The 24872-nt window shown below is 52.2% G+C and carries 25 protein-coding genes; 6 read left to right on the top strand and 19 right to left on the bottom strand.

Annotated features, from left to right (window positions below; all coding sequences use genetic code 11):
- Position 1 precedes the first annotated feature (1 nt).
- Complete coding sequence (locus tag R3196_RS03645) at positions 2-1612, top strand: GMC family oxidoreductase (RefSeq protein ID WP_318935291.1); 1611 nt, start codon at positions 2-4, stop codon at positions 1610-1612.
- A gap of 11 nt (positions 1613-1623) precedes the next feature.
- Here R3196_RS03645 and R3196_RS03650 read toward each other — a convergent pair whose 3' ends face one another.
- On the bottom strand, positions 1624-3960 hold the full coding sequence (locus R3196_RS03650) for an efflux RND transporter permease subunit (protein ID WP_318935292.1): 2337 nt from the start codon (positions 3958-3960) through the stop codon (positions 1624-1626).
- A gap of 19 nt (positions 3961-3979) precedes the next feature.
- The gene (locus R3196_RS03655) at positions 3980-5110 is read right to left on the bottom strand and encodes a YCF48-related protein (protein WP_318935293.1); all 1131 of its coding nucleotides are present in this window, start codon (positions 5108-5110) and stop codon (positions 3980-3982) included.
- A gap of 229 nt (positions 5111-5339) precedes the next feature.
- Here R3196_RS03655 and R3196_RS03660 point away from each other — a divergent pair, with 229 nt between their 5' ends.
- Positions 5340-6695: a DUF1329 domain-containing protein gene (locus tag R3196_RS03660; RefSeq protein WP_318935294.1), complete on the top strand. Its 1356-nt coding sequence runs from the start codon at positions 5340-5342 to the stop codon at positions 6693-6695.
- Between the two features lie 86 nt (positions 6696-6781).
- Here the strand turns inward: R3196_RS03660 and R3196_RS03665 are convergent, their stop codons facing one another.
- From R3196_RS03665 to R3196_RS03680, 4 genes are read right to left on the bottom strand one after another with little or no spacing between them, the layout of a single operon-like run.
- Positions 6782-7654: an NAD(P)-dependent oxidoreductase gene (locus R3196_RS03665; protein WP_318935295.1), complete on the bottom strand. Its 873-nt coding sequence runs from the start codon at positions 7652-7654 to the stop codon at positions 6782-6784.
- A 35-nt stretch (positions 7655-7689) separates the two neighbouring features.
- A complete protein-coding gene (locus R3196_RS03670; protein WP_318935296.1) occupies positions 7690-8556 on the bottom strand; it encodes a diacylglycerol/lipid kinase family protein in 867 nt (288 codons plus the stop codon).
- A complete protein-coding gene (locus R3196_RS03675) occupies positions 8549-9325 on the bottom strand; it encodes a methyltransferase domain-containing protein (protein WP_318935297.1) in 777 nt (258 codons plus the stop codon). Before R3196_RS03675 ends, R3196_RS03670 begins: the two co-directional genes overlap by 8 nt.
- Positions 9322-10077, bottom strand: coding sequence for a Nif3-like dinuclear metal center hexameric protein (locus R3196_RS03680; RefSeq protein WP_318935298.1), 756 nt, complete (start codon positions 10075-10077; stop codon positions 9322-9324). Before R3196_RS03680 ends, R3196_RS03675 begins: the two co-directional genes overlap by 4 nt.
- A 98-nt stretch (positions 10078-10175) precedes the next feature.
- On the opposite strand from R3196_RS03680, the gene R3196_RS03685 reads away from it, so the two are divergent.
- On the top strand, positions 10176-10535 hold the full coding sequence (locus R3196_RS03685) for a hypothetical protein (RefSeq protein WP_318935299.1): 360 nt from the start codon (positions 10176-10178) through the stop codon (positions 10533-10535).
- A gap of 44 nt (positions 10536-10579) precedes the next feature.
- On the opposite strand, the gene R3196_RS03690 is transcribed toward R3196_RS03685, so the two are convergent.
- Genes R3196_RS03690 through R3196_RS03735 form a run of 10 tightly spaced genes read right to left on the bottom strand, consistent with a single transcriptional unit; the run spans position 10580 to position 19022 of the window.
- The gene (locus R3196_RS03690; protein WP_318935300.1) at positions 10580-11101 is read right to left on the bottom strand and encodes a DUF3833 domain-containing protein; all 522 of its coding nucleotides are present in this window, start codon (positions 11099-11101) and stop codon (positions 10580-10582) included.
- Entirely contained in the window at positions 11101-11634 is a 534-nt protein-coding gene (locus R3196_RS03695; RefSeq protein WP_318935301.1) for a chalcone isomerase family protein, read from the bottom strand. The genes R3196_RS03690 and R3196_RS03695 overlap by 1 nt, the downstream gene beginning before the upstream one ends.
- Positions 11600-12151 carry a DUF2878 domain-containing protein gene (locus R3196_RS03700; protein ID WP_318935302.1) on the bottom strand — a complete coding sequence of 184 codons (552 nt, stop codon included), beginning with the start codon at positions 12149-12151 and terminating at the stop codon, positions 11600-11602. The genes R3196_RS03695 and R3196_RS03700 overlap by 35 nt, the downstream gene beginning before the upstream one ends.
- Positions 12139-13380, bottom strand: coding sequence for a cyclopropane-fatty-acyl-phospholipid synthase family protein (locus R3196_RS03705; protein WP_318935303.1), 1242 nt, complete (start codon positions 13378-13380; stop codon positions 12139-12141). The genes R3196_RS03700 and R3196_RS03705 overlap by 13 nt, the downstream gene beginning before the upstream one ends.
- Positions 13381-13406: 26 nt before the next feature.
- Positions 13407-14156 carry a DUF1365 domain-containing protein gene (locus tag R3196_RS03710; RefSeq protein ID WP_318935304.1) on the bottom strand — a complete coding sequence of 250 codons (750 nt, stop codon included), beginning with the start codon at positions 14154-14156 and terminating at the stop codon, positions 13407-13409.
- Positions 14146-15426: an NAD(P)/FAD-dependent oxidoreductase gene (locus tag R3196_RS03715; RefSeq protein ID WP_318935305.1), complete on the bottom strand. Its 1281-nt coding sequence runs from the start codon at positions 15424-15426 to the stop codon at positions 14146-14148. The genes R3196_RS03710 and R3196_RS03715 overlap by 11 nt, the downstream gene beginning before the upstream one ends.
- Before the next feature lie 12 nt (positions 15427-15438).
- Entirely contained in the window at positions 15439-16155 is a 717-nt protein-coding gene (locus R3196_RS03720; RefSeq protein WP_318935306.1) for an SDR family NAD(P)-dependent oxidoreductase, read from the bottom strand.
- Positions 16152-16637, bottom strand: a complete 486-nt coding sequence (locus R3196_RS03725) for a nuclear transport factor 2 family protein (RefSeq protein WP_318935307.1) — start codon at positions 16635-16637, stop codon at positions 16152-16154. Before R3196_RS03725 ends, R3196_RS03720 begins: the two co-directional genes overlap by 4 nt.
- 28 nt (positions 16638-16665) lie before the next feature.
- A complete protein-coding gene (locus tag R3196_RS03730; RefSeq protein WP_318935308.1) occupies positions 16666-18075 on the bottom strand; it encodes a cryptochrome/photolyase family protein in 1410 nt (469 codons plus the stop codon).
- Positions 18075-19022 carry a DUF523 and DUF1722 domain-containing protein gene (locus R3196_RS03735; protein ID WP_318935309.1) on the bottom strand — a complete coding sequence of 316 codons (948 nt, stop codon included), beginning with the start codon at positions 19020-19022 and terminating at the stop codon, positions 18075-18077. Before R3196_RS03735 ends, R3196_RS03730 begins: the two co-directional genes overlap by 1 nt.
- A gap of 182 nt (positions 19023-19204) precedes the next feature.
- Here R3196_RS03735 and R3196_RS03740 point away from each other — a divergent pair, with 182 nt between their 5' ends.
- The 3 genes from R3196_RS03740 (at position 19205) to R3196_RS03750 (ending at position 21151) form a co-directional block, all read left to right on the top strand.
- Positions 19205-19804, top strand: coding sequence for an LON peptidase substrate-binding domain-containing protein (locus tag R3196_RS03740; protein ID WP_318935310.1), 600 nt, complete (start codon positions 19205-19207; stop codon positions 19802-19804).
- 101 nt (positions 19805-19905) lie between these two features.
- Positions 19906-20487, top strand: coding sequence for a sigma-70 family RNA polymerase sigma factor (locus tag R3196_RS03745; protein WP_318935311.1), 582 nt, complete (start codon positions 19906-19908; stop codon positions 20485-20487).
- Positions 20480-21151, top strand: coding sequence for a ChrR family anti-sigma-E factor (locus R3196_RS03750; RefSeq protein WP_318935312.1), 672 nt, complete (start codon positions 20480-20482; stop codon positions 21149-21151). Before R3196_RS03745 ends, R3196_RS03750 begins: the two co-directional genes overlap by 8 nt.
- Before the next feature lie 23 nt (positions 21152-21174).
- Here the strand turns inward: R3196_RS03750 and R3196_RS03755 are convergent, their stop codons facing one another.
- The 3 genes from R3196_RS03755 to pheS are packed head-to-tail and all read right to left on the bottom strand — an operon-like array spanning position 21175 to position 24859.
- On the bottom strand, positions 21175-21471 hold the full coding sequence (locus R3196_RS03755) for an integration host factor subunit alpha (RefSeq protein WP_318935313.1): 297 nt from the start codon (positions 21469-21471) through the stop codon (positions 21175-21177).
- 4 nt (positions 21472-21475) lie between these two features.
- A complete protein-coding gene (gene pheT, locus R3196_RS03760) occupies positions 21476-23863 on the bottom strand; it encodes a phenylalanine--tRNA ligase subunit beta (protein ID WP_318935314.1) in 2388 nt (795 codons plus the stop codon).
- 15 nt (positions 23864-23878) lie between these two features.
- Positions 23879-24859: a phenylalanine--tRNA ligase subunit alpha gene (gene pheS / locus R3196_RS03765; protein WP_318935318.1), complete on the bottom strand. Its 981-nt coding sequence runs from the start codon at positions 24857-24859 to the stop codon at positions 23879-23881.
- Positions 24860-24872: the final 13 nt, after the last annotated feature.

Here is a 24872-nt window from a genome sequence, read left to right on the forward strand (position 1 = left end):
TATGACGGACTATCGGTACGAATATGACTACATCATCGTTGGCGGTGGCAGTGCCGGTTGTGTACTTGCCGACCGTCTCAGCGCCGATGGCCGTTTTAACGTTGGCTTATTTGAGGCAGGCGGTAACGGTAAATCGCCGTTTATTGACATGCCAGGTGGCGTCGCCCGTTTCATTCACAGCCGCAAGTTCAATTGGCGCTACCGCAGCCAGGATAAAGCCCCGCTGCGCGATGGCAACGGGCTTTATACCCCAAGGGGGAAAGGCCTGGGCGGCAGCAGCGCAATCAACGCCATGATTTATACCCGGGGCGCTCCTTCGGACTACGATGAGTGGGCGCGCCTGAGCAGTGATGACTGGAACTGGGACAATATGCTCCAGCGTTTCCGTAAACTCGAAGCGAACCAACGTGGCGCTGATGCCTATCACGGCGATTCGGGCCCGCTGCACGTCAGTGACTGCCCACCCTATTTTGCCGTGGCGAAGCAATTCCTCAGCGCCGCTGAAACGGCCGGCATCCCGCTGAACCCTGACTTTAACGGTGCCGAGCTGTATGGTGCAGGCACCTATCAGTTCACCATCTATGATCGCCAGCGCTGGAGTGCCCGCAAAGCCTTTCTTGAGCCTGCGCTTAAGCGCTCTAATCTGCGTGTGCACACCACCTGTCTGGTTCGAAAAATAACGACCGCGGGGCTACAGGCTACCGGGATTGAAGTTCAGCAAGGTGGTCGACGGTTTAAGGTGCGGGTCAGGCGTGAGGTTATCCTCAGTGCCGGCGCCCTTAATTCGCCACATTTACTTAAATTGTCCGGCATAGGCCCCGCCGCAGAGCTGACCGCTTTTGACATTCCAGTGGTTGCCGATCGCCCGGAAGTCGGTGAAAATCTGCAGGAGCACGTCGACGTTCTGTTGCAATACCGCAATAAAAAACGCGACGGCATTAGCCTGAACCCCAGCGGGATACTCAAGCTAGCTATGGGCTGCTGGCAGTATATGCGTCGGCGCAGCGGGCCTATGGCACAGCCACCAGTCGAGGTTGGCGCCTTCCTGAAAAGTTCGCCGGCGGTAACCACTCCAGACATTCAGCTTCACCTAATCGCCGCCAGCTTTAATGACAGCGGCTATGATCTGACTCCAGCTTTGCGGCACCGTTTTGGTTGCCATGTTTGCGTACTCAGACCCAAAGCCCGTGGCAGGGTTTACCTGCAAAGCGCAGACCCGGCCCGGCCACCGGCTTTTACCTATGATTTTTTAACCCATCAGGATGATCGTGACGTGCTGCTGTCCGGCGTCAGGCAGGCGCAGGACATTATGCGCCAACAACCGCTGGCTGAGCATAACGGCGGCGAAGTATTCCCCGGCCCATGCGCTTCAGACGATGAGCTACTGGCTAAATTAAAACAGCAAATAGGCTTAATCTATCACCCGACCAGCACCTGCCGGATGGGTAAGGATTCAAATTCGGTGGTTGATCCACAATTGCGGGTTCGGGGTGTGAGCGGGCTGCGGGTAATCGATGCTTCGGTGATGCCGAAGGTTATTAGCGGCAATACCAATGCACCGACTATGGCTATTGCCGATCAGGGCGCCGACTTCATTCTCGCCGACGCCTGATCGGATGCAGACTACATAAGCTTCTTGGCGCCAGCTTTAACAAACAGCCGGGCCAGTGCAGGAATAAGGATTAACGCGCCAAGCATATTCCACAGGAACATAAAGGTTAACAAGATACCCATGTCGGCCTGGAATTTAATTGGCGAGAAGATCCAGGTAGCCACACCGATAGCCAGCGTCAAACCGGTGAATCCAACTGCTTTACCGGTATTAGCCAGGGCATATTTATAGCTGTCGTCCAGTGTCATACCCTGTTCCAGCGCCTCTTTGATCTTGCTGTAGATATAGATGCCATAGTCGACGCCGATACCTACGCCAAGTGCAATAACCGGCAAGGTCGCAACCTTGACGCCAATGCCCAGCACGGCCATGAGGCCCTGGCTCATGATTGTGGTCAGTGCCAGTGGCAGAATAATACAGATTACCGTCGGAATACTGCGGAACGCAATGAACACCAGCACAATCACTACGCCATATACCCACATTAGCATTTTGTACTGAGCGTCTTCGATGACCATATTGGTGGCCGCTTCAATACCCGAGTTGCCGGCGGCCATCAGCAATTTCAGCCCGTCTTCCTGATAGTTGCTGTTAAACTCACGTACCGAAGCGACTACCGTTTTCAGGGTTTCTGCTTTGTGGTCATTAAGGTAAATGATGATCGGCGCCATCGAACAGTCGGGGTTAATTAGCCCCGACGGTGTGCGGCTGGTATTGGCATTAAGCACATACTGGTTACGATTCAGGCTGAACCATTTGAGGTTACCTTCGTTCAGCCCAAAAGAGCCCATTTTGGCTACATAGACCACAGATTTCACATCCTGGACACCCGGGGTGTTCTGCATATGCCAGCTGAATCTGTCCATCAGTTCAAGATTATCGTATGCGATACACTGACTAGGCGCTGTTTCAGCCATTACTACAAAAATATCGGTACTTGAACTGTAGTTATCAACAATGAACTGGTTATCCAGGTTGTAACGGCTATCCGGGCGAAGCTCCGGCGCACCGGCATCCAAATCGCCAATCTTCATTTGCTGGCTGTAGACGAGACCCCAGGTTAGTCCCACCAGAGCGAGCAGTAGTGCCCCATAAGCCCATTTTGGTCGGGAGAAATTACTGAACCAGCTAAGTACGGGGTGCGATTCAGCCCGCGCCTGAGAGGTATATTTAGTACCTGCGGTAGATACGCCGATGTAGGACATCAGAATTGGTAACAAACCGAGGTTGGTCAGGATAACCACGGCGACACCAATACTGGCGGCGATAGCAAGTTCCTGAATAACCGCGATATCAATGACCATTAGTGTGGTAAAACCAATGGCATCAGAAATAAGTGCGGTCAGACCGGCAATATACAGGCCGCGGAACGCCAGTCGTGACGCATCAATTTTATCTTTTCCGTCAACGCAATTATTGGCGATGGCATTGATGATCTGAACCCCATGGCTGACCCCAATTGCGAACACCAGAAAGGGAACCAGCATCGAATACGGATTAATACCGCTGCCAATGAGCTCGATAATACCCAACTGCCAGACCACCGCAATAATCGAACAAGCGAGTACCGCAAAAGCACTTCGCCAGCACCGGCTATACCAGTAAAGCATCAGCAGGGTAATGACTATGGCTAGCAGGAAAAACAGCGATACCTGCTCGGCACCTTCAATCAAATCGCCAATCACCTTAGCAAAACCAGTGATATGAATCTTGATGGTTTCACTTTCGTACTTTTCGCGAATCAGGGTCTCGAGCTTCTCTGAGAAGTCCTGATAATTAAGAGCTTCGCCGGTATCGGGGTTGATCTCATTAAGCGGTACAAAGATCAGCGCCGACTTAAAGTTAGAGGCGACCAGGTTGCCCATTTCACCGGAACGCAGCACATTAGTGCGTAGCTGCTCTAACGATTCTTCAGAAGCATCCCAGGTATCCGGAATCACCGGTCCGCCGACAAAACCTTCCTCGGTCACTTCACTCCAGCGCACATTCGGCGTCCAGATACTACGCAAGCCACTGCGATCAACGCCGGGAATGAAGAATACTTCATCGGTTACGTCGCGCAGAGTCTGCTGGAAGTCAGCGGTAAAAATATTGCCTTCGGTGGTCTCAACTGCAATCCGAACCACGTTCCCCATGCCCGCCAGATCATTACGGTGATCAAAATAGTTCTGAATAAACTCGTGATTGGTGGGGATCATTTTGGTGAAGCTGGCTTCCGGGCGAACCTGACTGGCGTTCCAGGCAAGAAAGACCGTGATCAGCGCAAAAAGTACCAGCCAGATCGGGCGAAAATTAAATAGCAGGCGTTCAAGAAATACGCTTTTTGAATTTTTTAATTGGTCAGACATTGATCTGCAAATCCCCTGGTTACTGCGCGAAAGCTGGCAATGTTAAAACGCCAAGTTGACCTACGAGGGTCAGTGACTGGTCCTTATTAATCACCAGGTCAGTTAAGGCCGCGCCACTGGCATGACGGGTTTCAATGATCTCGCCGTCAGCGCTGGCCCAGGCCAGCGCGCCGGCATTACCGACCAGATAGACACCACCATCAGGAGCATCCGCGGCGGCATTGATATTGACCGGGTCTTCAAGCTTTATTTGTCTGAAGCTGTCACCCTGGTCGTCACTGACAAAAATATTGCCCCGCAGACCAAATACCCAAAGGCGGTCCTGCGCGTCGACGTGCAGACCAAAGTACGAACCGTAATAAGGCGATTCCAGGGTTTCCCAACTGGTGCCCTGATCGTTACTGCGGAACAACTGACCCGCTTCTCCGGCAAGGAAGATAAACTCAGCGCCACCTTCAAGTGCATTCAAATGGAAGTTATCGGGATTCTCGACAGCGGCATCAAGTAAGTTCCAGGTGGCTCCGCCATCGATACTACGTAACAGACTACCGTAGGCTCCACTGACTAAAATGACCTGCTCCGAAAGCACCAGCACGTCAAGAAACGGCTTAGTGGGCCCTTCCTGCACAGCAAACTCAGCATTCTCTAACTGGAATTCGGCTGTTTCCAGCTCCATTTCCAGCTCATAACGCTCGTCTTCAGACAATTCGTCGTTATCCAGCATTTCGGTCAGACGCTCAACCTGAGCGGCAAAATATAACTGCTGCAGTTCAATATACTGAAAGCCATCCAGTTGCCGTTGCCAGGTGCGACCGCCATCACTGGTATGCATAATCACGCCATGATGACCAACGGCCCAGCCTTGCAGTTCATTAGCAAAATCGACCGAGGTCAGAAACACACTGGTATCGACCAGTGCTTGCTGCCATTCGGCATCAGCGCTGTCTCGGGATATCACCAGGCCATAATCACCAACGGCTATCTGGCGATCGCCAGCCATGGTGACTTCAGTTAATACAGCGCTGGTTGCTTCCGGCGCAATCATTGCCGGAGCGGTGATTACTTCGTAGTCCTGCACTTGTGCTGTGGCTGGAACGGACGCTAATGACAGCGCCAACAAAGTACCAGCATAAGCAGTCGCTTTTATCATGGAACCCTCTTGCAAATTTGTAGTCTCAGAATTGTCACCGTAACTGTTGCAAAATTTCTGCAGGCAATACATGCTATGACTATTCCGTAGCAGGTCAAACCAGCTGATACCTTAACGCGAGATCGAATTTAACGCTAGTAGCAGTTGGTCATTTAACTTAGCCAGGTTTTGATGTAGCTTTAGCTAGTACAACGAAACAAGTACAAAGATCAAACAAGGAAAAGCAACCATGAATAAAATGATGCTGAAAGCTGGAGTGTTTGCGCTATCTGTAATTTCAGCCAGCGTGCTAGCGAAAGTAAGCCCGGAAGAAGCCGAACGTCTGGGCAACGATTTAACTCCGATTGGCGCTGAAATGGCAGGTAATGCCGACGGCTCAATCCCAGCCTGGACCGGTGGTTATAGTGTTGCCGCCACAGGTGAAGTTCCTGAGCGTCCGGCCGACCCGTTCACTGATGATGAAATCTTATTTACCATCACCAGCGCTAACCTTGCCGAGCACAAAGACATGCTCTCGCCTGGTCAGGTTGCGATGTTCGAGAAGTATCCTGAATATAAAATGCATATCTATCCGACTCGTCGCTCTGCAGCCTATCCGCAGGAAGTTTACGATGTGGTGAAAAAGAATGCCCTGAACGCCGAATTAGTAGCCGGCGGTAATGGTCTGGATAATTTTGACAAGCACGTGCCTTTCCCTATCCCTTCTTCTGGCATCGAAGTGATTTGGAACCACATCACCCGCTATCGCGGTGGTGCAGTAACGCGCCTGGTAAACCAATTCCCGGTATTGCAAAACGGTAACTTTGTTCCGGTACTGTTGCGTGAAAGTCTGGTATTCCCTGAGTACATGGCTAGCGGCCGCGAATCAGCCGATGACAATATCCTGTTCTACTTCCTGCAGGAGGTTTTAGCTCCGGCACGGATGACAGGTACTGTGCTGCTGGTTCACGAAACCATCAACCAGGTTAAAGAAGGCCGCCGCGCGTGGCTGTATAATGCCGGTCAGCGTCGTGTTCGCCGCGCCCCTAACGTTGCTTATGACGGTCCGGGTACAGCGTCAGATGGCCTGCGTACTTCCGATGGTCTTGATATGTACAACGGTGCCCCGGATAAATACAACTGGGAACTGATTGGTAAGCGCGAGATGTATATCGGCTACAACAACTATAAGCTGATGGATACCGATCTGAGTTATGACGACATTATTAATGCCGGCCATATGAATCAGGATTACATCCGTTACGAAAAACACCGTGTATGGGAAGTGAAAGCAACCCTGAAAGAAGGTGAGCGTCACCAGTACGCTGTTCGTCACATGTTCATCGACGAAGATACCTGGACGGCCTCAGTCATCGACCATTATGACGACCGTGGTTCACTGTGGCGCGTAGCAGAAGCTTACAACACGCAGTTCTACTATCACGACACGCCGTGGATGGCTGCTGAAGCCCTGTATGACCTGACTTCTGGCCGCTATATCGTATTAGGCCTGGCGAACGAAGAAAGTGAATATATGGACTTCGACATCGAACCACGTCGTAGCGACTTCACAACTTCAGCTCTGCGTCGTATGGGTATCCGTTAATTCGCAGTAACTGATTGTTGTTCATAAAAAAGCCAGCTGTTGCTGGCTTTTTTATTGGCTGGTTATTCACCCCGCTATCCTCGTAATTATTCACGTTCCAGCCGGGCCAGCAGGCTCGAGGTATCCCAACGGGAGCCGCCCATTTTCTGTACCTCGGCATAGAATTGGTCTACCAACGCCGTTAGCGGCATGCTCAGCCCCTGCCGGTCGCCCTCTGCTAAGGCGATTTTGAGATCCTTACGCATCCAGTCAACCGCAAAGCCATGCTCGTAGTGCTGCTCCCACATGGTCTTATAGCGATTCTGCATCTGCCAGGAACCGGCTGCGCCCTGACTTATCGCTTTGATCAGGGTATCGGCATCCAGGCCGACCTTGCGGGCCAGTTGCAGGCCTTCAGAAAGCCCCTGTACCACACCGGCGATGCATATCTGATTAACCATCTTCGCCAGTTGCCCATGGCCGGCTGGCCCCATGTATTCGCGGGTTTTGGCATAGGCGGCGAGTACCTGATCCGTATCTTTCAGCGCTGATTCATCGCCACCAATCATCGCAGTCAAAACGCCGTTTTCTGCGCCCTGCTGACCGCCTGATACCGGCGCATCAAGAAAGCGGCTGCCTTGTTTGGCCAGCGCTTCGGCCAGCTCCCGGGCCAGCTCCGCCGAGGCGGTCGTATGGTCAATGACGATAGCGCCCTGCTTCAGCCCCGCCAATACGCCTTCATCACCATAAACAACACTGCGGACATCGTCGTCATTGCCGACACAAATCAGCACAACGTCGGCGTCCTGCACTGCTTCACGTGGGGTGCTGGCCGCATTTCCCTGGTAAGCGTCGGCCCATTTGCAGGCCTTCTCGCTGGTGCGGTTGTATACCGTAGTTGGAAAGTTGTTCTGCTGCAGGTGCCGCGCCATCGGATAACCCATAACGCCCAAGCCAATAAATGCACAACGTAATGTCATTTTACCTGTCCTCTTTTGGTTCTGAATTGTAAAATCTAATCCGTAAGCGGCAAATTCACGCGCAATGCGGCCGGGCAACAGGAAACTTGCACCGGCCCGATTCCCAGAATATCCCCATCCAGTTCAAATGCGTTTTCGCTGTCACCAAGGGTGAATTCAGCAGCACGATCACGAACCAGCCAGCTACATTGCTCTGACTTACCCCGCATCACCAGCAACAGTGCTTTGGTCTGCTGCCAGCGCGAGCGTCGCGGTACCGCTAACCAGTACAGGTACTGCTGTGATCTTGAGCCATCCGGATTGACCGGGATGCCGCCGCCAATGTACTTACTGACAGCGACCACCTGAAAATCATCAATACCCTTATCACGGAGAATCGCTGAGCGACGCTCCATCGGGCCGGTGAGATAGCGAACAATCGCCAGCAGGTAACTCAGACTACCCGCAAAGCGTTTCAGCCAGCGTGGCTGAAGGCCTTTCAAGTCGGCGCTGAGTCCGGTACCTGCATGGTTAACAAAGAAGAGATCACCAGCCCGCCCTATGGTGATTGAGGTGGCTTTTATCGCCGCGTTCATTCGCCAGCAGCGGCCTTTAATACCGAGATCCAGAGCAAAGTCGTTGCCAGTTCCAAGCGGAATCACCGTTACCGCAATATCGGTAAAGGCCGCTACCTGCGCGACTATGTTCAAGGTGCCGTCACCGCCGATGGCGATAAACTCATCAGTATCGTTCTGCAGTTGCCGGAGCATCGCCAGATCTTTTTCCCGATCCGCCGTACTGGGGATAATCGCGATAACCCGGTGAATATTTTCTTTCAAAAAATACTCGCGATATCGCTCTGCCGTTTTACGGGCCCCCTTTAACAGGCTATTAAAATAAATAACGATTGAATTGCTAACCATGCTGGATCCGCCAGTGAAGATAGCGACCAATCTGGTTAAACGGACTTTGCTGGTTGTATTTAAGCTCCAGTGCCAGCAATTGATCAAAGCGCTGCTGATCCTCACGGTTACGCAGATAATCATGGAAACAACGGACCCCGGTACGACTGCAAACTTCAAGCCTGGATTCCTGCAACCAGCGCGCCACATCAACCGGCGACAGCGGGCTTTGCGGACTCAGGCGGACAGTTTTCTTCACTTCCAGCTCCGCATCGACATAATCAAAGTTCCCGAAAATCACGTTCGCCAGGATCTTTGCGTCACGGTTATAGAACATCAGCGAGAGTGTACCTTCCGGCTTTAGCAGGCCTTTCAGCAGCCTGATGGCGGCTTCAGGATCAGCCAGCCACTCCAGCACCGCATGGCAAAGCACCAGATCGTATTGCTGGTGCTGTAGCTGTTGCGGCAAATCCTGCAATGGCGCAACACAATACTGATAATGCTGCCCGAGCTGGCGCTCCTGATGCCGCGCACGTGCGGCCGCAACCATATCAGCGGCGATATCAGTATGAGTAACCTGGTGACCGGCAGCGGCGAAGCGCTCCGAGAACTGCCCCAACCCCGCGCCAACGTCCAGAATACTGAGCGGCTCCGTTCTATTAATCAGATCAGCTAAATCACGCTCCAACACCGCCAGGCGAATTTTACCCTTGCCGGTATCGTAAATATTGCGGCTGAATTTTTTGCCTATGCCGGCAAAGCTCTGATCGCCTTTCGGGGTTTTGCTCATGCCGGGTTATCGATATCAATAAAATGATGGGTTAAGTCAAAGCGTTCCGCCAGATGCTCCCCCAGCGCTTTAATACCGTATCGTTCAGTAGCGTGATGTCCGGCTGCGTAGAACGCGATACCCTGCTCGCGTGCGCTATGAACGGTCTGTTCTGATACTTCACCGGTGATAAAGGCATCGCAACCGGCGTCGGCAGCCGCGTCAATGTAGCCCTGCCCGCCACCCGTACACCAGGCCACCCGCTTAATTGGCTGTTCAGTAGGTACGAAACAGGTTAGAGCACGCTGCAGAATGGATTCAAGCTGTTCTGCCAGGCTCTCTGCTGACAGCTCACTATTAAGCTCGGAGGTCATTACCACGCCGGTTGGCTTGATACCGCTCAGCGGCCCAACATTATTCCAGCCCATTAAGCGGGCTAGCTGAGCGTTGTTACCCAGCTCCGGGTGTACATCTAACGGCAGATGGTAGCCAAACAGATTCAGATCCTGTTGCAACAGCGTCTGGATGCGGCGTTTTTTCATGCCGACGATAGCAGCAGGTTCGCCCTTCCAGAAATAACCATGATGCACCAGCAGCGCGTCGGCTTTAGCCTGCACTGCCGCATCAATCAGCGCCTGACTGGCGGTAACGCCGGTAACAATAGTACTGATGCTGTCGCGGCCTTCGATTTGCAGCCCGTTGGGACAGTAATCATTTATCTGATCAATCGCTAACAGCTCGTTCAGATAGTTTTCTAATTGTGTACGGCGCACGGTATACCTCGTTAATTAGCGGCAAAATTAGACAATATCGTGAAAAAACGGTATAAAAAAGCTAACCATTTAACAGCCCAAACTATAGGATACACTGCATGAGCAAACTTGATAAAGAACAGGTTCTTGCTGATTTCACTGAAGCTTATAAGCAAGCTTACGGTAAAAAACCAAAAATTGAAGCAAAAGGTGGCTGGTACAGCGTTGATGGTGGCAAAAATGTGCGCCTGGCTCAACTAGCGGAAGAGCTAAAAACGCTGAAGGGCAGCAGCAAAGATAAACCTACAGCACCAAAGCCTGGCAAAAAGCCTGCTGCGCAGTCGCCGGAAAAACCTAAAGTGAATAAAAAAGCCAAAGCTAAAAGTTCAGGAAGCGGCATGACCGCACGTGAATTGTGGCGCAAAAAGCTTGAAGAAGGGATGACCATCTCGCGCCTGCCCCGCGGGCAAAAAAGCTAAAATATAGCCGCCGGTTTTTTTAACCGGCGGTTTCCTTTCAGGTCTTATTTCTTGCCGATATAAAGCGTTATCTCACCCACCGGCAGACCGTATTTGTACATCTGGCTGCGGTTTATCATGTTGTTTTCATCAACCAGATACATCCAGTCATCCAGTTTGATCTTCATTGGCTCGCCGTCGACTTCTATATTTAACACATAGCTCCAGTGCAGCGCGTTGCCAGCCACCTGGCCGATCGCCACTCCGTCGACATCGCCCGCTCTGCCTTCATAGGTGTCACTGCCGGTTTTGGTCAGACGCCAGATGCGCTCCTGGGTTGAGCCATCGGCATAATAGAACTGCTCATCGAGGGTGCCTTCATTACCATCCCAGGTGCCGGTCAGATCGGCGCGAAAACGCTGAATCACCTTACCGCTGTAGTCCTGCACTGTGCCATAGGCGACCAGTTCGCCGTTAAAGAAGGTTTCCAGCTTCAACTTTGGTGATTCGCCGGCATAATCAGAAATACCCGCTGAGCAGCCCCACAGGCTGATCGAAGTCAGTAATACCGTGATTAATTTTTTCATTAGTTAACTCCTAACAGTTCGTCGCGTTCATCTTTGAAACGAGAGTCTTTATCAAGCCAGATCGCAAAAAACTGATCTGTAAAGGTCTGGTTCTCAATACTGCCAAGCTGACCCTGGTCGTTGTAGAAAACGCCGTGCCCTTCCTCATTTTCTACCAGCAACAGGCAGTCGCCTTCAGTAATATCCGGCCACATGCTGTTAAGCCGATCCAGCCACTGTTCGTGCTGCGCGGTAATCTCGATGTTTAAGCGTTGCCATTCCTCCCGGGTGGATTCGACCAGTTCCGAGCTCTCAATGTCGCGCAGATAGGTTAATCGCAGCGCCCGCTGCTCATAATTGTCGTACGAGCCGGTGTCGGTAAGCAGTTCGGCGTCGTAAACGTCCCAGAACAGCACTGACAGACGCGTACTGCCCACTTGCTGCATATCGGCCGTTACGGGTGGATTACAGGCAGCCATGACGCTGGCAGGAGCCAACAGCAGACTTGCCGCCAGCGCTTTAATCGACTGACTGATTGTCGCGATTTTTAACATCAGTACCTCCAAATCGTTTTATCGCCCACGCATAGAGCATCATATACAGTGCCCACAAAGTCCCGTATACCAACCACATTTGCCATTCGGGTCGGATTAACTCAGCGGCTCCCAGGCGTACACCCACGGCGTAGGTAACCGGCCCGGAGATGGCGCCGAGTAGTGCTGCAGCAACATAGCGCCCTGCCAGCCAGTCGAGTGTGGTAATAATCATCGCCGCAAAACCGCACCACAGCAGCACCAGCCATAGCGGCACCAGACCGCCGGTAAAGCTCAGCACATCCAGCGCCACAACCACCCATTCCAGCAGTATTCCGCAGCCTAATAAGCCAAGGTAGAGCGTCCAGTTAAAAACTTTGGTGCGGGCACTAACAACGATTTGGGTCAGCACCAGACCAAGCGTCACCAACAGCCATTCATGGCGCCCGGCGACAGCACTCAGCCACACCAGATCGAACCAGAGGATGCCGAACAGCCGACGCCCGAAAGGTCGGGCTAAGGATGTTAGTAGCGACACTGTGGCTTGCTCGCAACCAGCTGCACGGCTGACACAGTACGTTCCAGAAAGCCGCCCTCGCAGTACGCCAGATAGTAATTCCACAAGCGCCCGAAACGTTCATCGTAGCCATGCTCTTTCAGCTTCGGGTGACTGGCGTTGAAACGCTGGCGCCAGTGCCGCAGGGTCCGCGCATAGTCAAAACCGATATCATCAACCTGCCGTACCACCAGATCACTATGGTTGGTATACATTTCAGTCATCATGGTCAATGAGGGCAGAAAGCCACCGGGGAAGATATGCTTCTGAATGAAATCCACGGAATAGGCATAGGTTTTCATCCGCTGGTCGGCGATGGTAATGGCCTGCAAGGCCATCTTTCCGTCGGGCTTGAGCAATGCACTGCAGGTGCGGAAGAAAGTCGGCATGTATTTGCGCCCTACCGCTTCGATCATCTCCACGGACACGAGTTTGTCGTACTGGCCCGTTAGGTCGCGATAGTCTTTCTTTAGTAAAGTAATGCGATCGCTGAGCTGCTCACGCTCTACCCGCGCTTTAGCATATTTGTACTGCTCTTCCGAGATGGTGGTAGTGGTTACGCGACAGCCATAGTGTTTAGCGGCAAATACCGCCAGCCCACCCCAGCCGGTGCCGATTTCGAGCAAGTGGTCCTCAGGCTTCAGTTCAAGACTGTCGCATAAGCGTCGCAGTTTGTTTTGCTGGGCTTCTTCGAGGCTGGCAGTCGGGCTCGGATAAACGGCGCTGGAATACTGCATTTCAGGATCAAGGAAAGCCTGGTAAAGGTCATTGCCCAAATCATAATGCGAAGAGATGTTTTCTTTGGCTTGTTGCTTACTGTTACTACGACGCCAGTGCTGCAGGCGCTGCAGCGGCAATAGCAGCCAGCTGAACCTGGCTTCAAAAGCATCCAGGGCCGGCAGGTTGCGGGCAAAAATCTGAATAACCGAGGTCAGATCCTTGGCTTCCCAGGCCTTATCAATATAAAGCTCACCGGCCCCAATACTACCGCCAAATAGCATCTTCCGGTAAAAATCAGGCTTGAGTATATCTACTTCAGCCTGCAATTCATCGGATTTGTTACCAAAACCGGCTATACGATTGCCCTCTTCGCTGATCACCAGGTATCCCTCACGAATACCAGACAGCAGTTTAAGCACCGTCTTGCGGGCCAGGTTATCAAGCAGACTCAGGTCATCCCGAGTCATGGTAACGGAATTACCATTAAGCATTATAGCGAATCCTTCTGTTGCTCATTTTACTCCGGCGGGTGGCTGTAAACCGGTGTCTTCTTCAGCCAGAGCCGCAGTGCTTGCCAGTAGATAGCTCCCAGGGTTGTTATTGTATTTACCGGGAATCTCATTAATACGCGACGAATCGCGCGAGGGTTCAATTCGTGCCGCTTTAATTTCATGGTCGCACTGAAATGGCGACTTTCTCGGTGCGCTTCCAGATGAATAATAGTGCGGCTATCGGGCCTGTTCAGCGGTGGCTTCAGGCGCCATTGGTAGGTCATGTCAATAGGGTTAAAGGGCGATACATGGAAAGCCTTATCATGGCTGGCCTGATGGGGCATCTGTTCGCGTAAATCAAGCAAATAATAGTGTCGCTCATTCCACGGCGTATTACTGACTTCAGCCAGCATATGGGAGTAGCTCGTCTGGCCGGCCGGCTGAATGAAGTAACAGTTGATGGGGCTGAAATAGCAGCCCAAAGTGCGCAATCCGCCGAGGAAAAACACCCGGCCGTTTACCGCTGCGCCGGCTAATTCAGAGGCCTTAGCCCGCACCGCATTGGCCAGATCACCACTACTGCCCCGCAAATAATCTTTACGACGGAACCATAAGGGTGCGAAGCCGCGGGTCGAGAGCAAGCGACTCATGCCGCCAACCTGTTCTAACTCATCCAGCGCCAGCCACCACTGGGCAATCGGGTAAGAAAAGCCGTGCTCAGTGGGCTTATACCGCTGATGAAATAACTTGCCCCGCTGGATGGCACTATTCAACACGCCATTTCACTCCCAGGCGTTGGGCGACGTCTATGGCGCTGCACACACCATCCTCGTGAAAACCGTTATACCAGTAAGCGCCGGTAAAATGGGTATGCTGCTGACCACAGATTTCACCGCGCCGCCGGGTTGCCGCCAGTGATTCTACGCTATAGACAGGGTGCGCATACTGGTACTTACCGATGATTTTTTTAGTGTGAATGGCATTGGTATTATTTAGTGTGACGCAAAAAGTAACTGGGGCTTTGATGCCCTGCAGTATGTTCATGTTATAGGTGACTGAACTGGGCCGCGTCCGCGCTTCAGAATCGCTGTGCAGCAGATAGTTCCAGCTAGCCCAGGCCCGTCTGTTCCTGGGGAGCAAGCGTAAATCCGTGTGTAACACCACATCGTTCATCTGGTAAGGCATAGCGCTCAGTATTTCCCGCTCGGCATCGGTCGGATCCGCCAGCAAAGCAAGGGCTTCGTCGCTGTGGCAGGCAAAAACCACTTCGTCAAAGTCTTCCAGCCGGCCATCGGCAAACTCCAGCGTGACCGGTAGTTTTCGGTCCGGATGATTGCGATGCACTGAGCGCAGCTCGGTATTGAGTTGAATATGATCACGGAAGCCTGCGATCATCGGTTCGATATAAGCGGATGAGCCGCCAATGACCGTGTGCCACTGCGGACGATCGGCGATGTTAAGCAGGCCGTGGTTGTTGAAGAAACGCAGGAAGAATCCTAACGGGTAAGCTTCGGCTTCTGCCAGGCTCGCCGACCAGATTGCCGCCACCATCGGCAGCAAATACAAATCGGAGACGGATTGCGGTAAGTCCTGCTGGCGCAGAAAATCGCCCAGGGTCATCTCGTTGAGAGCATCACCTTTATCATAGGCGGCCTTAGCTGCTTTATTGAACTTGAGGATACCAGTGATCAGGCGATAAAAATCCGGACTAAACAGGTTGCGACGCTGCGCAAACAAGGTGTTGAGGTTGTGCCCGTTATACTCTAGTCCAGATTTCGGGTCGCGCACACTGAAGCTCATTTCTGTATCACGCCACTTCACATCCAGCTTACGTAACAGGGCCCGGAAGTTGGGGTAGGTTTTATCGTTAAAGACAATGAAGCCGGTATCGACATGATAGTCATGACCGTCTTGTCTGACTTTTACCGTGCGGGTATGTCCGCCAATATAATCGTTCTTTTCAAATACACTGATCTCGTGTTCAGGGTTTAACAGCCAGGCGCTTGTCAGGCCCGAAATCCCGCTACCAATTATCGCTATTTTCATATATCAGCCCTGTTACGCCAGTCGCTTTGAGATAGCAACCTGCAGCCGCTGGGGCAACAACGCCATAAACTTAAGAAAGAAACTAAAAATTCTGGGGAAGCTGATATCGGTTTTGTTTTTCTCAATACCACGGCGAATAGATTCCGAGGCAAATTCAACAGAAACACGCATCGGCATGTCAAAGTCATTTTTATCGGTCATGGGGGTTTTGACGAACCCGGGAGAAACCGTCAGTACTTTCACGCCCCGCTCATCCAGATCAACTTGCAGGCTACGGGCGATGTACTGCAGTGCTGCCTTTGATGAACCATAGGCCTGAGCGCGGGTAAACGGCAGCAACCGCGCGGTACTACCGACCAGGACCAGTTTACTACCACGCTTTAGATTTGGCAGCAGCGCCTCGATACAGCGCACCGTACCAAATACATTGACCGCATACACACGCTCGAACAAAGCGGTATTGAAGTCTTCGATATCGACATACTCAGCCACGCCCGCTGACAAGATCGCCAAATCGACATCGGTATAGCTACGCAAGGCCTGCAGTGTCGCATCCGCGTCTGTTACATCGAGTTTCTGGCCGGCTATGTTATTCGGATAGCGCTCCTGCAACTCATGCAGTGACTCTTCCGTACGGCCACATATAATGACGTTATGCCCTGCTTCTGCGTAATCGATGGCCAACTGCCGGCCAATCCCTGATGTCCCACCCGTTATAAGAATATTCATGAATCTGGCACCATCCGTTGTTTTACTTTGTTTACAAAATAGCTGAGCACCGGAATTTGCTCGTAGATCATAACCCCAAGGTCATAAAAGTCTTCCTGCTCGCAAACCTTGTCATCCTTAAGTTTAAAATGACTGACACCGGGAACCACAACTTCGCGCCCGGCGGAAACTTTTGGGTGCACAAAGCGCATCTGCCAACTGATAAAAAGTTGCTTATCATTGAGCATGTACTCGGTGAAGGCAAAATGGCACTGTTCCACATTGCTCATGCTGTGCTTTAGGTATTTCTTCAGATCGTCAAGGCCATGCACCTGGTGGATGGGATCCGAAAAGGTAATATCCTCATCGTATAAATCACCTAAGTTATCGAAATCACATTTACCGAATTCGTCATAGAATTTTGCCAAACGTTCCACGATCTGGGGACGATCTTCGCTTTTGACCTTTTCGTCTTTTTTTTCAGGACTGCTGTCGCTGCTCATATCGTTCTCCGTTGCTTAGTCTGATGCATTACAACTGTTTGAAAGCTGCCAGAAATTTCTCCCGCGCCTCGCTGTGATCCACCATAGGCGCCGGGTAGTCATTGTCTGGCTGAGTGCGTAACCAGGACTCCGGAGCATGAATACATTTGGTTGGGCAGTCTTTTAGCTCACTCACCCATTTACGGATATAGCTGCCGTCCGGATCAATTTTTTCGCTCTGCCGCGTCGGGTTAAATACCCTGAAATAAGGCACTGCGTCTGTTCCTGTCGAAGCACTCCACTGCCAGCCACCGTTGTTCGCCGGGAAGCTGCCATCAATCAGATGCTGCATAAAAAATTGTTCGCCACGACGCCAGTCAAGGCGCAAGTCTTTCACCAGAAAGTTCGCGACTATCATGCGCAGGCGGTTATGCATCCAGCCCTCTGCTGCCAGTTGACGCATACCGGCATCAACAATCGGATACCCGGTGCGCCCTTCACACCAGCGCTCAAAATCTTCATCGCTGTCGCGCCAGGGAAAATCATCCGTATGTTGTTTAAATGCCTTCTTATAGCTTAGTCGGGGAATGTGATGCATCAAGTGCTGATAAAACTCCCGCCAGGCCAATTCCGTTAACCAGGTGTCAGCCCCCTTGTTCAGACCATGCGGAAAATCAGGGCTTAGCTGCTGTAATTTACGAGCGGCGGTGACCGGCGACAGGATGCCAAGCTCCCAGTAAGGCGACAGCCTGGAGGTATTGTCAAGCGCGGGGTTATCGCGGTCTTCGTGATAACAGGCCACCTGTTCATCAATGAATGTCTGCAGCTGCTGCTGGGCGGCGTCCTCCCCCACTTGCCAGGCGCTGCTGTCACGCCGTTCATGCGGACACTCAGGCATGTCTGGCAGCTGTGACCGGCAGTCCAGCTTTGGCATCGCCTCGGGTGCGGGAATACCGGACAAAGTTAAATGCTCACGCCAGGCCCGATTAAATGGGGTGAACTTCTGGTAATAGGCATTCTCAGTGCTTGGCTCCAGCACCGGTGGCACCAGCAACAGACCGTGGTAGCCCTGGCAACTGATGTCATGTTCTGCCAACCATGCGGCGACGGCCCGGTCACGCCGCTGCTCGTCAACGGGATACTCTCGGTTAAAGTGCAGTGCATCAATATCATACTGCTGACAAAACTGAAGCACGGCCCGTGGCGCTTCTTTCCAGGTATCAATTACCACAATGTGCAGCAGCACACCACGCTCTGCCGCATTCTGCCGGAAACACTCCAGATGCCGCCATAACAGGTCGACCTTTATCGGTGCCCAGTCGTGGCGTTGCCACTGACCGGCGGCGGCCAGATACAGGGCATGCACCGGCAGTTCATCAGCTCGCTCACCCAGGGCCGCTGTAACCGCGGGATTATCCGTAAGCCGCAAGTCGCCTTTAAACCAGATCCCGGCAGCCATCAGAGTCCATACCTTAGTTTAAGGTCTGCTGGATAAGGCTGCAGATAACGCTGCTTACTCAGATAGTCATCGGGGAACTCCCGCAGATAATGCTTAATCAGCGTCAGGGGTGCCAGTAGTGGCTGATGACCGGCGTGATAAGCCAGCACCAGTTCAGCTAGCTCAGACTTCTGATCCGGGTTTAACTGCTGTTTAAAGTAGCCCTGTATATGCTGTAACACATTCGTATGGTTTTCGCGGGAGGCCGGTGTTGCCAGCGCGTTCATCAGCGTTTCAATATAATAACGGCAGAAATCTTCCGTAATAGTGTCCGTGGTTGCTAGCTCCCGGCCCAGTGTCCGGTATACCGGCTGATTGTGCGCCAGGAGCAGCAACTTGAGGCTGGTGTGGAATTCCAGCAATGCGGCTTTAGTGACGGGCTTGGGTAACTGTTGCCAGCCATGATACACAAACACCCGCATGATAAAATTTTCGCGCAGGCCCGGATCATTGAGCCGGCCATCTTCCTCTAGCGGCAAGGCCGGGTAATGTTGCTGCAGCTTTGCGGCAAAGATCCCCTGCCCTGATTTCTGGGCATGGCCGGTAGCGGGATCATAGAGCTTTACCCGCTCCATACCGCAGCTGGGTGATTTCGCACATAATACATAACCACTCACCTGTTCAATATGGGAAGTGGCTCTCTCCGCAAAACGCTCAAGCGCGGCCGTTACATCTTCCCCTGTTTTAGGCACCACGGCGCGCACCGAATCCGACCCTTCACCGTTCTGCTCTAAACGTATGGTCGGGCGCGGCACGGGCATGCCGATGCCGACTTCCGGACACAGCCGCACAAATTCTACGTGGCGCGCGAGCTCTTCAGCACAGAAGAACGACCGCTTATGACCACCGTCGTACCGAACCTCATCACCCAACAGGCAAGCACTAATTCCTACTTTTAAACGCGTCATATCATCCTTCGCTTAAATCTTCGCAGCATTCAGCTGACTCCTAACACAACTAATCCTTACTGAGATTACGAAAAATATCCATAAAAGTTCAGCGGCGACTAATCCACCAGCGATAAAACTGCGTATCAACCAACAGAGTACAAGAACGTTAAATGTCTTGTTCAAACATTTAGGGGATTATCATGTCTGCTGAACCCGTTAAGGTTCCTTTATTTCCGCTAGCCGGTCATATCCTGCCGGGCGGAAAGATGCGATTAAGAATCTTCGAACCGCGTTACGTACGTATGGTGCGTGAGGCCTGCGGCCAGTCACCTACTGCTCCTATCGGCATCTGCATGCTTAATGAGGAAGGCAATAGTGCCGACAATACGCACATTCATAAATTTGGCACCTTGTGCCGGATTATCGATTTCGATGCCCTGCCCGATAGCATGCTTGGCATTACCATAGCTGGCGAACAGCTATTTGCTATCGACGCCATAGAAACCGCTGCTGATGGTTTACGCAGCGGCACTGTGCAACTCGTTGAGCACTGGCCGGCAACTGAATTGGCGCCTGATGACAGTGTACTGGCTGAGCATCTTAAGGCCGTATATTCCAGCTACCCGGAACTGGAAGTCTGTCCCGATGAAGAATGTCTCTCCCGCGCTGACTGGATTTGTCAGCGCTGGCTCGAATTATTACCAGTATCAGCTGATATCAAACAGGAATTACTGGCGCAGTCTGATTGTCAGGAAGCCCTGAATTATCTGCATGAGCTGGTCGCACAAAGCCGCGAGTGATCCAGAAAAACTTACATCGCGTAACAATCTTAACTTGAGGAATATTCCAGCAGGTATAGACTATGCAGTTAGGAACTGAAGCAATAACATCACGGAAAACTATGTCCTCAGCTCGGCCGGAAGATCCAGAGCACGCTGCCAAACTGCTCTCCCGAATAGCGGCAGATCAGTCACGTGCCGCGTTCAGTGAACTGTTCCGGCATTTCGCTCCGCGGCTGCAGGCGTACGCTACCCGCCAATTTGGTAATGAGCAGACTGCTATGGATTTGGTTCAGGAAACCATGGCTAACGTATGGAATAAAGCACACCTGTTTAAGCCCGATCGTGGCTCAGCTGCAACCTGGATATTTACCATCGCCAGAAATATCCGCTTCGATATTCTTCGCAAAAACAAATATCGCCAGCACGATTTGAGTGCGGACGATTTATGGCCGGTTCTGGCTGAACAGAATGAAAGCCTTGATGACGATTATGCGTTAGACCAGGATCTGTTGATGCAGCAACTGGCGGTATACTGTGATCGGTTACCCGATGCGCAACGTATCGCGATCCAGCTTATTTACATCGAAGGTAAATCCCAACAGGAAGTAGCAGACGCCCTGCAGATTCCACTTGGCACTGTAAAGTCCCGTACCCGGTTGGCTATTCAGAAATTAAAAGAGTTGATACACAGCGATGATTAAATTCCATCCCTCAGAGCAACAACTAGTTGAGTACGTTGCAGGCGATCTGACTGCTGCGATGTTGATGACTGTTGGCACCCACGTTGATATGTGTCGCCACTGCCAGAGTCATGTGCAGGATATTGAGGAAAAACTCGCGCAACGCCTTTTTGGTGACGTAACCGACCTGCCTGCCCGCTGGATAGCGAACGCAGACGTCATGATAGATGAAATTATAAACGCAGCGATGCCTGTTCACCGTAGTCTGAGCGACAGCGATAACTATTTGCTGTTGGAGGGCAAACGCTTTGAGTTACCCGCGACCCTGGCCCGTAACTACCATCGCATTGGTAGCTGGCACAAAATGCTGGGCAAAATGTGGCGAGCTCCGGTTGATCTCGGTAGTGGTGAAGTACTGAACTTTATCTACATGGGGACTGGCGCGCAGGTACCTGAGCATACCCACAGGGGCACTGAAGCGACATTAGTTATTAACGGTGTTTTTGTTGATGAAAGTGACGAATACCGGGACGGTGACTTTGTATTGCTGGACGGTCAACATAAACATACGCCGCAAACTCAGCAGGAAGACTGCCTGACCCTGGCCACCCTGGATGCGCCACTCCAGTTCACGTCAGGAATTAGCAGACTGCTGAATCCCTTCAGCAGCCTATTCTTTAAATAGCCTTTGATGCCCCGGCTTGCAGATCAGGCCCGGGGCTTAGCGCCACTGACCCGTTGTTTCAGCTTCTGACCAGGTCTGAAAGTCACTACCCGGCGAGCCGAAATCGGAATATCTTCACCCGTTTTCGGGTTGCGCCCGGGCCGTTCATTCTTAGTACGCAATTCAAAATTACCAAACCCCGACAGTTTGACGGGCTCGCCCTGCTCTAACGAACGGCGAATTTCCTCAAAAAAATTCTCGACCAATTCTTTTGCGTCGCTTTTGTTGATCCCAAACTTATCAAACAAATGTTCAGCCAGTTCAGCTTTGGTCAGCGCCATATCATCACTCTCTTAGGGTTGCCCCAAATTCAGATGTCAGCTTCTCAACAATCACAGCCACTGCGTTGTTGATTTCTTGTTCCTCCAAAGTCCGTTCGGCATGCTGCAAGGTTAACGACAACGCTAAGCTGCGATGGCCTTCGGTCACGCCAGGACCTTGATAAACGTCGAATAAGTTTAGGCCAACCAAATGATTAACGCCAATATTTTCGATGGCAGCCAGAATATCGCCGGCCGCGTACTGATCGTTTACAACCAGCGCTAAATCACGGCGTATCATCGGATATTTTGAAACGGGCTGCGCTTTAGGTACCGGCCGCTGACTTATAGCATCAAGTCCCAGTTCAAATACAAAGGTACGGCCGTTCAATCCGAGCTTCTTCTCGTACTGCGGATGAATTGCACCGACATAACCAATGCGAACACCGCCATGGTATATCGCCGCTGACTGACCAGGATGCAGTGCGGGATGTTCCTCGGCAACAAAACGGAAGGCTTTGCTGTCGGTAGTCAGTGCCAGTAAGGCTTCAATATCGCCTTTGATATCGTAAAAATCAACCGGTCGATCAGCATCACTCCAGTGCTCGCCAAACGCTTTGCCCGCGCGAACACCGCCAATCATCGGCTGCTGATTCACACCATTTTCAGCCTGACCGTCGGGTAGAAAACGCAAGCCGGTTTCGCAGAACGCCAGTGATTGCTGCTGCCGCTTCTGGTTGTGTGCTACCGCGCCAATCAGCCCGGGCCATAGGCTGACGCGCATTGCCGACATTTCAACTGAAATCGGGAACGGCAGAATCAGCGAATCGACATCACCAAAAAGTGCAGCCTGATGTTTCGGATCGACGAAACTATAGGTAATAGCTTCCTGATAGCCACGATCGACTAACAGACGTTTGAAACTGGTGGCGGCAATCAGGCGTTCCTGCCGTGGAATCATCTGTAACCGGGCCGCAGGAGCAGAAGCCTGGATGCGGTGATAGCCGTAAATGCGTGCAACTTCTTCAATTAAGTCTTCTTCGATGCTGATATCGAAGCGGAAAGTCGGGACAGTGACTTGCCAGCCGGCGTCGTTCGATTTTACGGTAAAGCCCAGGCGCTCAAGAATTTCGCTTACTTCGGTATTCTCGATGTGAATGCCCAGCACCCGTGCCAGACGCTCTTCACGCAAGGTTACGGTAACAGGCTTAGGAATGTGCTGCTCCGCCGCGGCTTCAACAATAGGCCCTGCCTCGCCACCACAAATCTCCAATAGTAGCGCTGTGGCCCGCTCCATGGCGGTACGCTGCAGTTGCGGATCAACACCACGCTCGTAGCGATGGGATGCGTCAGTATGCAAACCAAAGCGTCGCGCACGCCCTGCTATCGCATCAGGCGCGAAAAAAGCACTCTCCAGGAATACATTTTTGGTGGCTTCAGTGACACCGCTTTGCTCACCGCCAAAGATACCGGCCATGGCCAGCGCCTTACTCTCATCGGCGATAACCAGTATTTCCTCGTCCAGAGTAACTTCATTGCCATCAAGCAATGTAAGCTTCTCGCCTTTATTAGCCTGGCGTACGTGCACAGCACCCTGTAATTTATCCTGGTCAAAGGCATGCATGGGGTGGCCGAGTTCAAGTAATACGTAGTTGGTAATATCAACTACCGGATCGATACTGCGCACACCGCTGCGACGCAGGCGCTCGGTCAGCCACAACGGGCTTTGCGCATCAATATTAATATTCTCGACCACCCGGCCCAGATAGCGCGGACACGCCGCTGGCGCATCAAGTACAACAGGACGTTTGGCATCAGACGTAGCCGCTACCGGCGGTATCGCAGGTTCAGTGACTGCAAGCTTGTTTAACACGCCCACTTCACGGGCGATGCCCCGGATACCAAGGCAATCGGCGCGGTTAGGCGTCAGATCAACATCAAGGGTGACGTCATCCAGTTCCAGGTATTTACGGTAGTCCATACCAACAGGAGCATCGGCAGGCAGCTCGATGATACCCTCGTGATCGTCAGTCAGACCCAGCTCTGAGCTGGAACACAGCATGCCCAGGGAGGGCTGGCCGCGCAGCTTGGCTTTCTTAATCTTAAAATCGCCGGGCAATACCGCACCGACGGTTGCAACGGCAACTTTAATACCAGTACGGCAGTTCGGAGCGCCACAAACGATAGTCGCCGGCTCTTCGGTACCTATATTGACTTCGGTTACCTGCAGTTTATCCGCGTCCGGGTGCTGCCAGCATTTGACCACTTCACCCACCACAACCTTGCTGAAACTTTCAGCAACGGGAATAATATCGTCTACTTCCAGCCCAGCCATGCTCAGCTGTTCTGCCAGTTCGGTACTATCAAGAGCCGGGTTTACCCAGGTTCGTAGCCACTGTTCACTAAATTTCATCTGCTCACCCGACGATCAATTAAATTGTTTCAGAAAACGTACATCGTTTTCAAAGAATGCACGCAAGTCGTTCACCCCGTAGCGGAGCATAGTTAAACGCTCAACGCCCATACCAAAGGCAAAGCCAGTGTATTTTTCCGCATCAATACCAACCGCGGTCAGTACGCTTGGATGCACCATGCCACAGCCCAGTACTTCAAGCCACTGGCCGTCTTTACGGCGCACATCCACTTCAGCAGAAGGTTCGGTAAACGGGAAATACGAAGGACGGAAGCGAACTTCCAGTGATTCTTCAAAGAAGTTGACCAGAAAGTCTTCCAGAATCCCTTTTAACTGGGTAAAGCTCACGTCGGTATCTACCATCAGGCCTTCAACCTGATGGAACATCGGTGTATGCGTCTGATCGTAATCGTTACGGTACACGCGCCCTGGCGAGATGATGCGCAGCGGCGGTTGCTCAGCTTCCATAGTGCGGATCTGAACACCGGAGGTTTGCGTACGCAGCATCGTCTTCGGGGTAAAATAGAAGGTATCGTGATCAGCCCGGGCCGGGTGATTGGCCGGTATATTCAGGGCGTCGAAATTATGAAAGTCATCTTCAACTTCTGGCCCTTCCACTACACGGAAGCCTAAATCGCCAAAAAACGCTTCTATCCGCTGAATTGTTTTCGTAACCGGATGAAATCCCCCCACTTGCGGGCGGCGCCCCGGCAGACTGACATCAATACGCTCGGCGGCGAGCTTCTCGGCCAGTTGGGCCTGCTTGAGTTCTTCGTTGCGTGCATTGATAACCTGCTGAACTTCCTGCTTCGCCTGGTTAATTGCCTGGCCGGCAGCCGGACGCTCTTCCGCGCTCAGTTTACCCAGGCTTTTCAGCTGCTCTGTTAACTGGCCTTTTTTGCCCAGATAGTCCACCCGGACCTGGTCCAGTTCCTGCGGCGTATTTGCCTTTGCGACGGCCGCTTGCGCAGCGGCAACGATGTCATTTAACTCCATGACCTTCCTCAAT

This window comes from Pseudidiomarina sp., assembly GCF_033722695.1.
In the GTDB taxonomy this organism is placed as follows: Bacteria; Pseudomonadota; Gammaproteobacteria; order Enterobacterales; family Alteromonadaceae; genus Pseudidiomarina.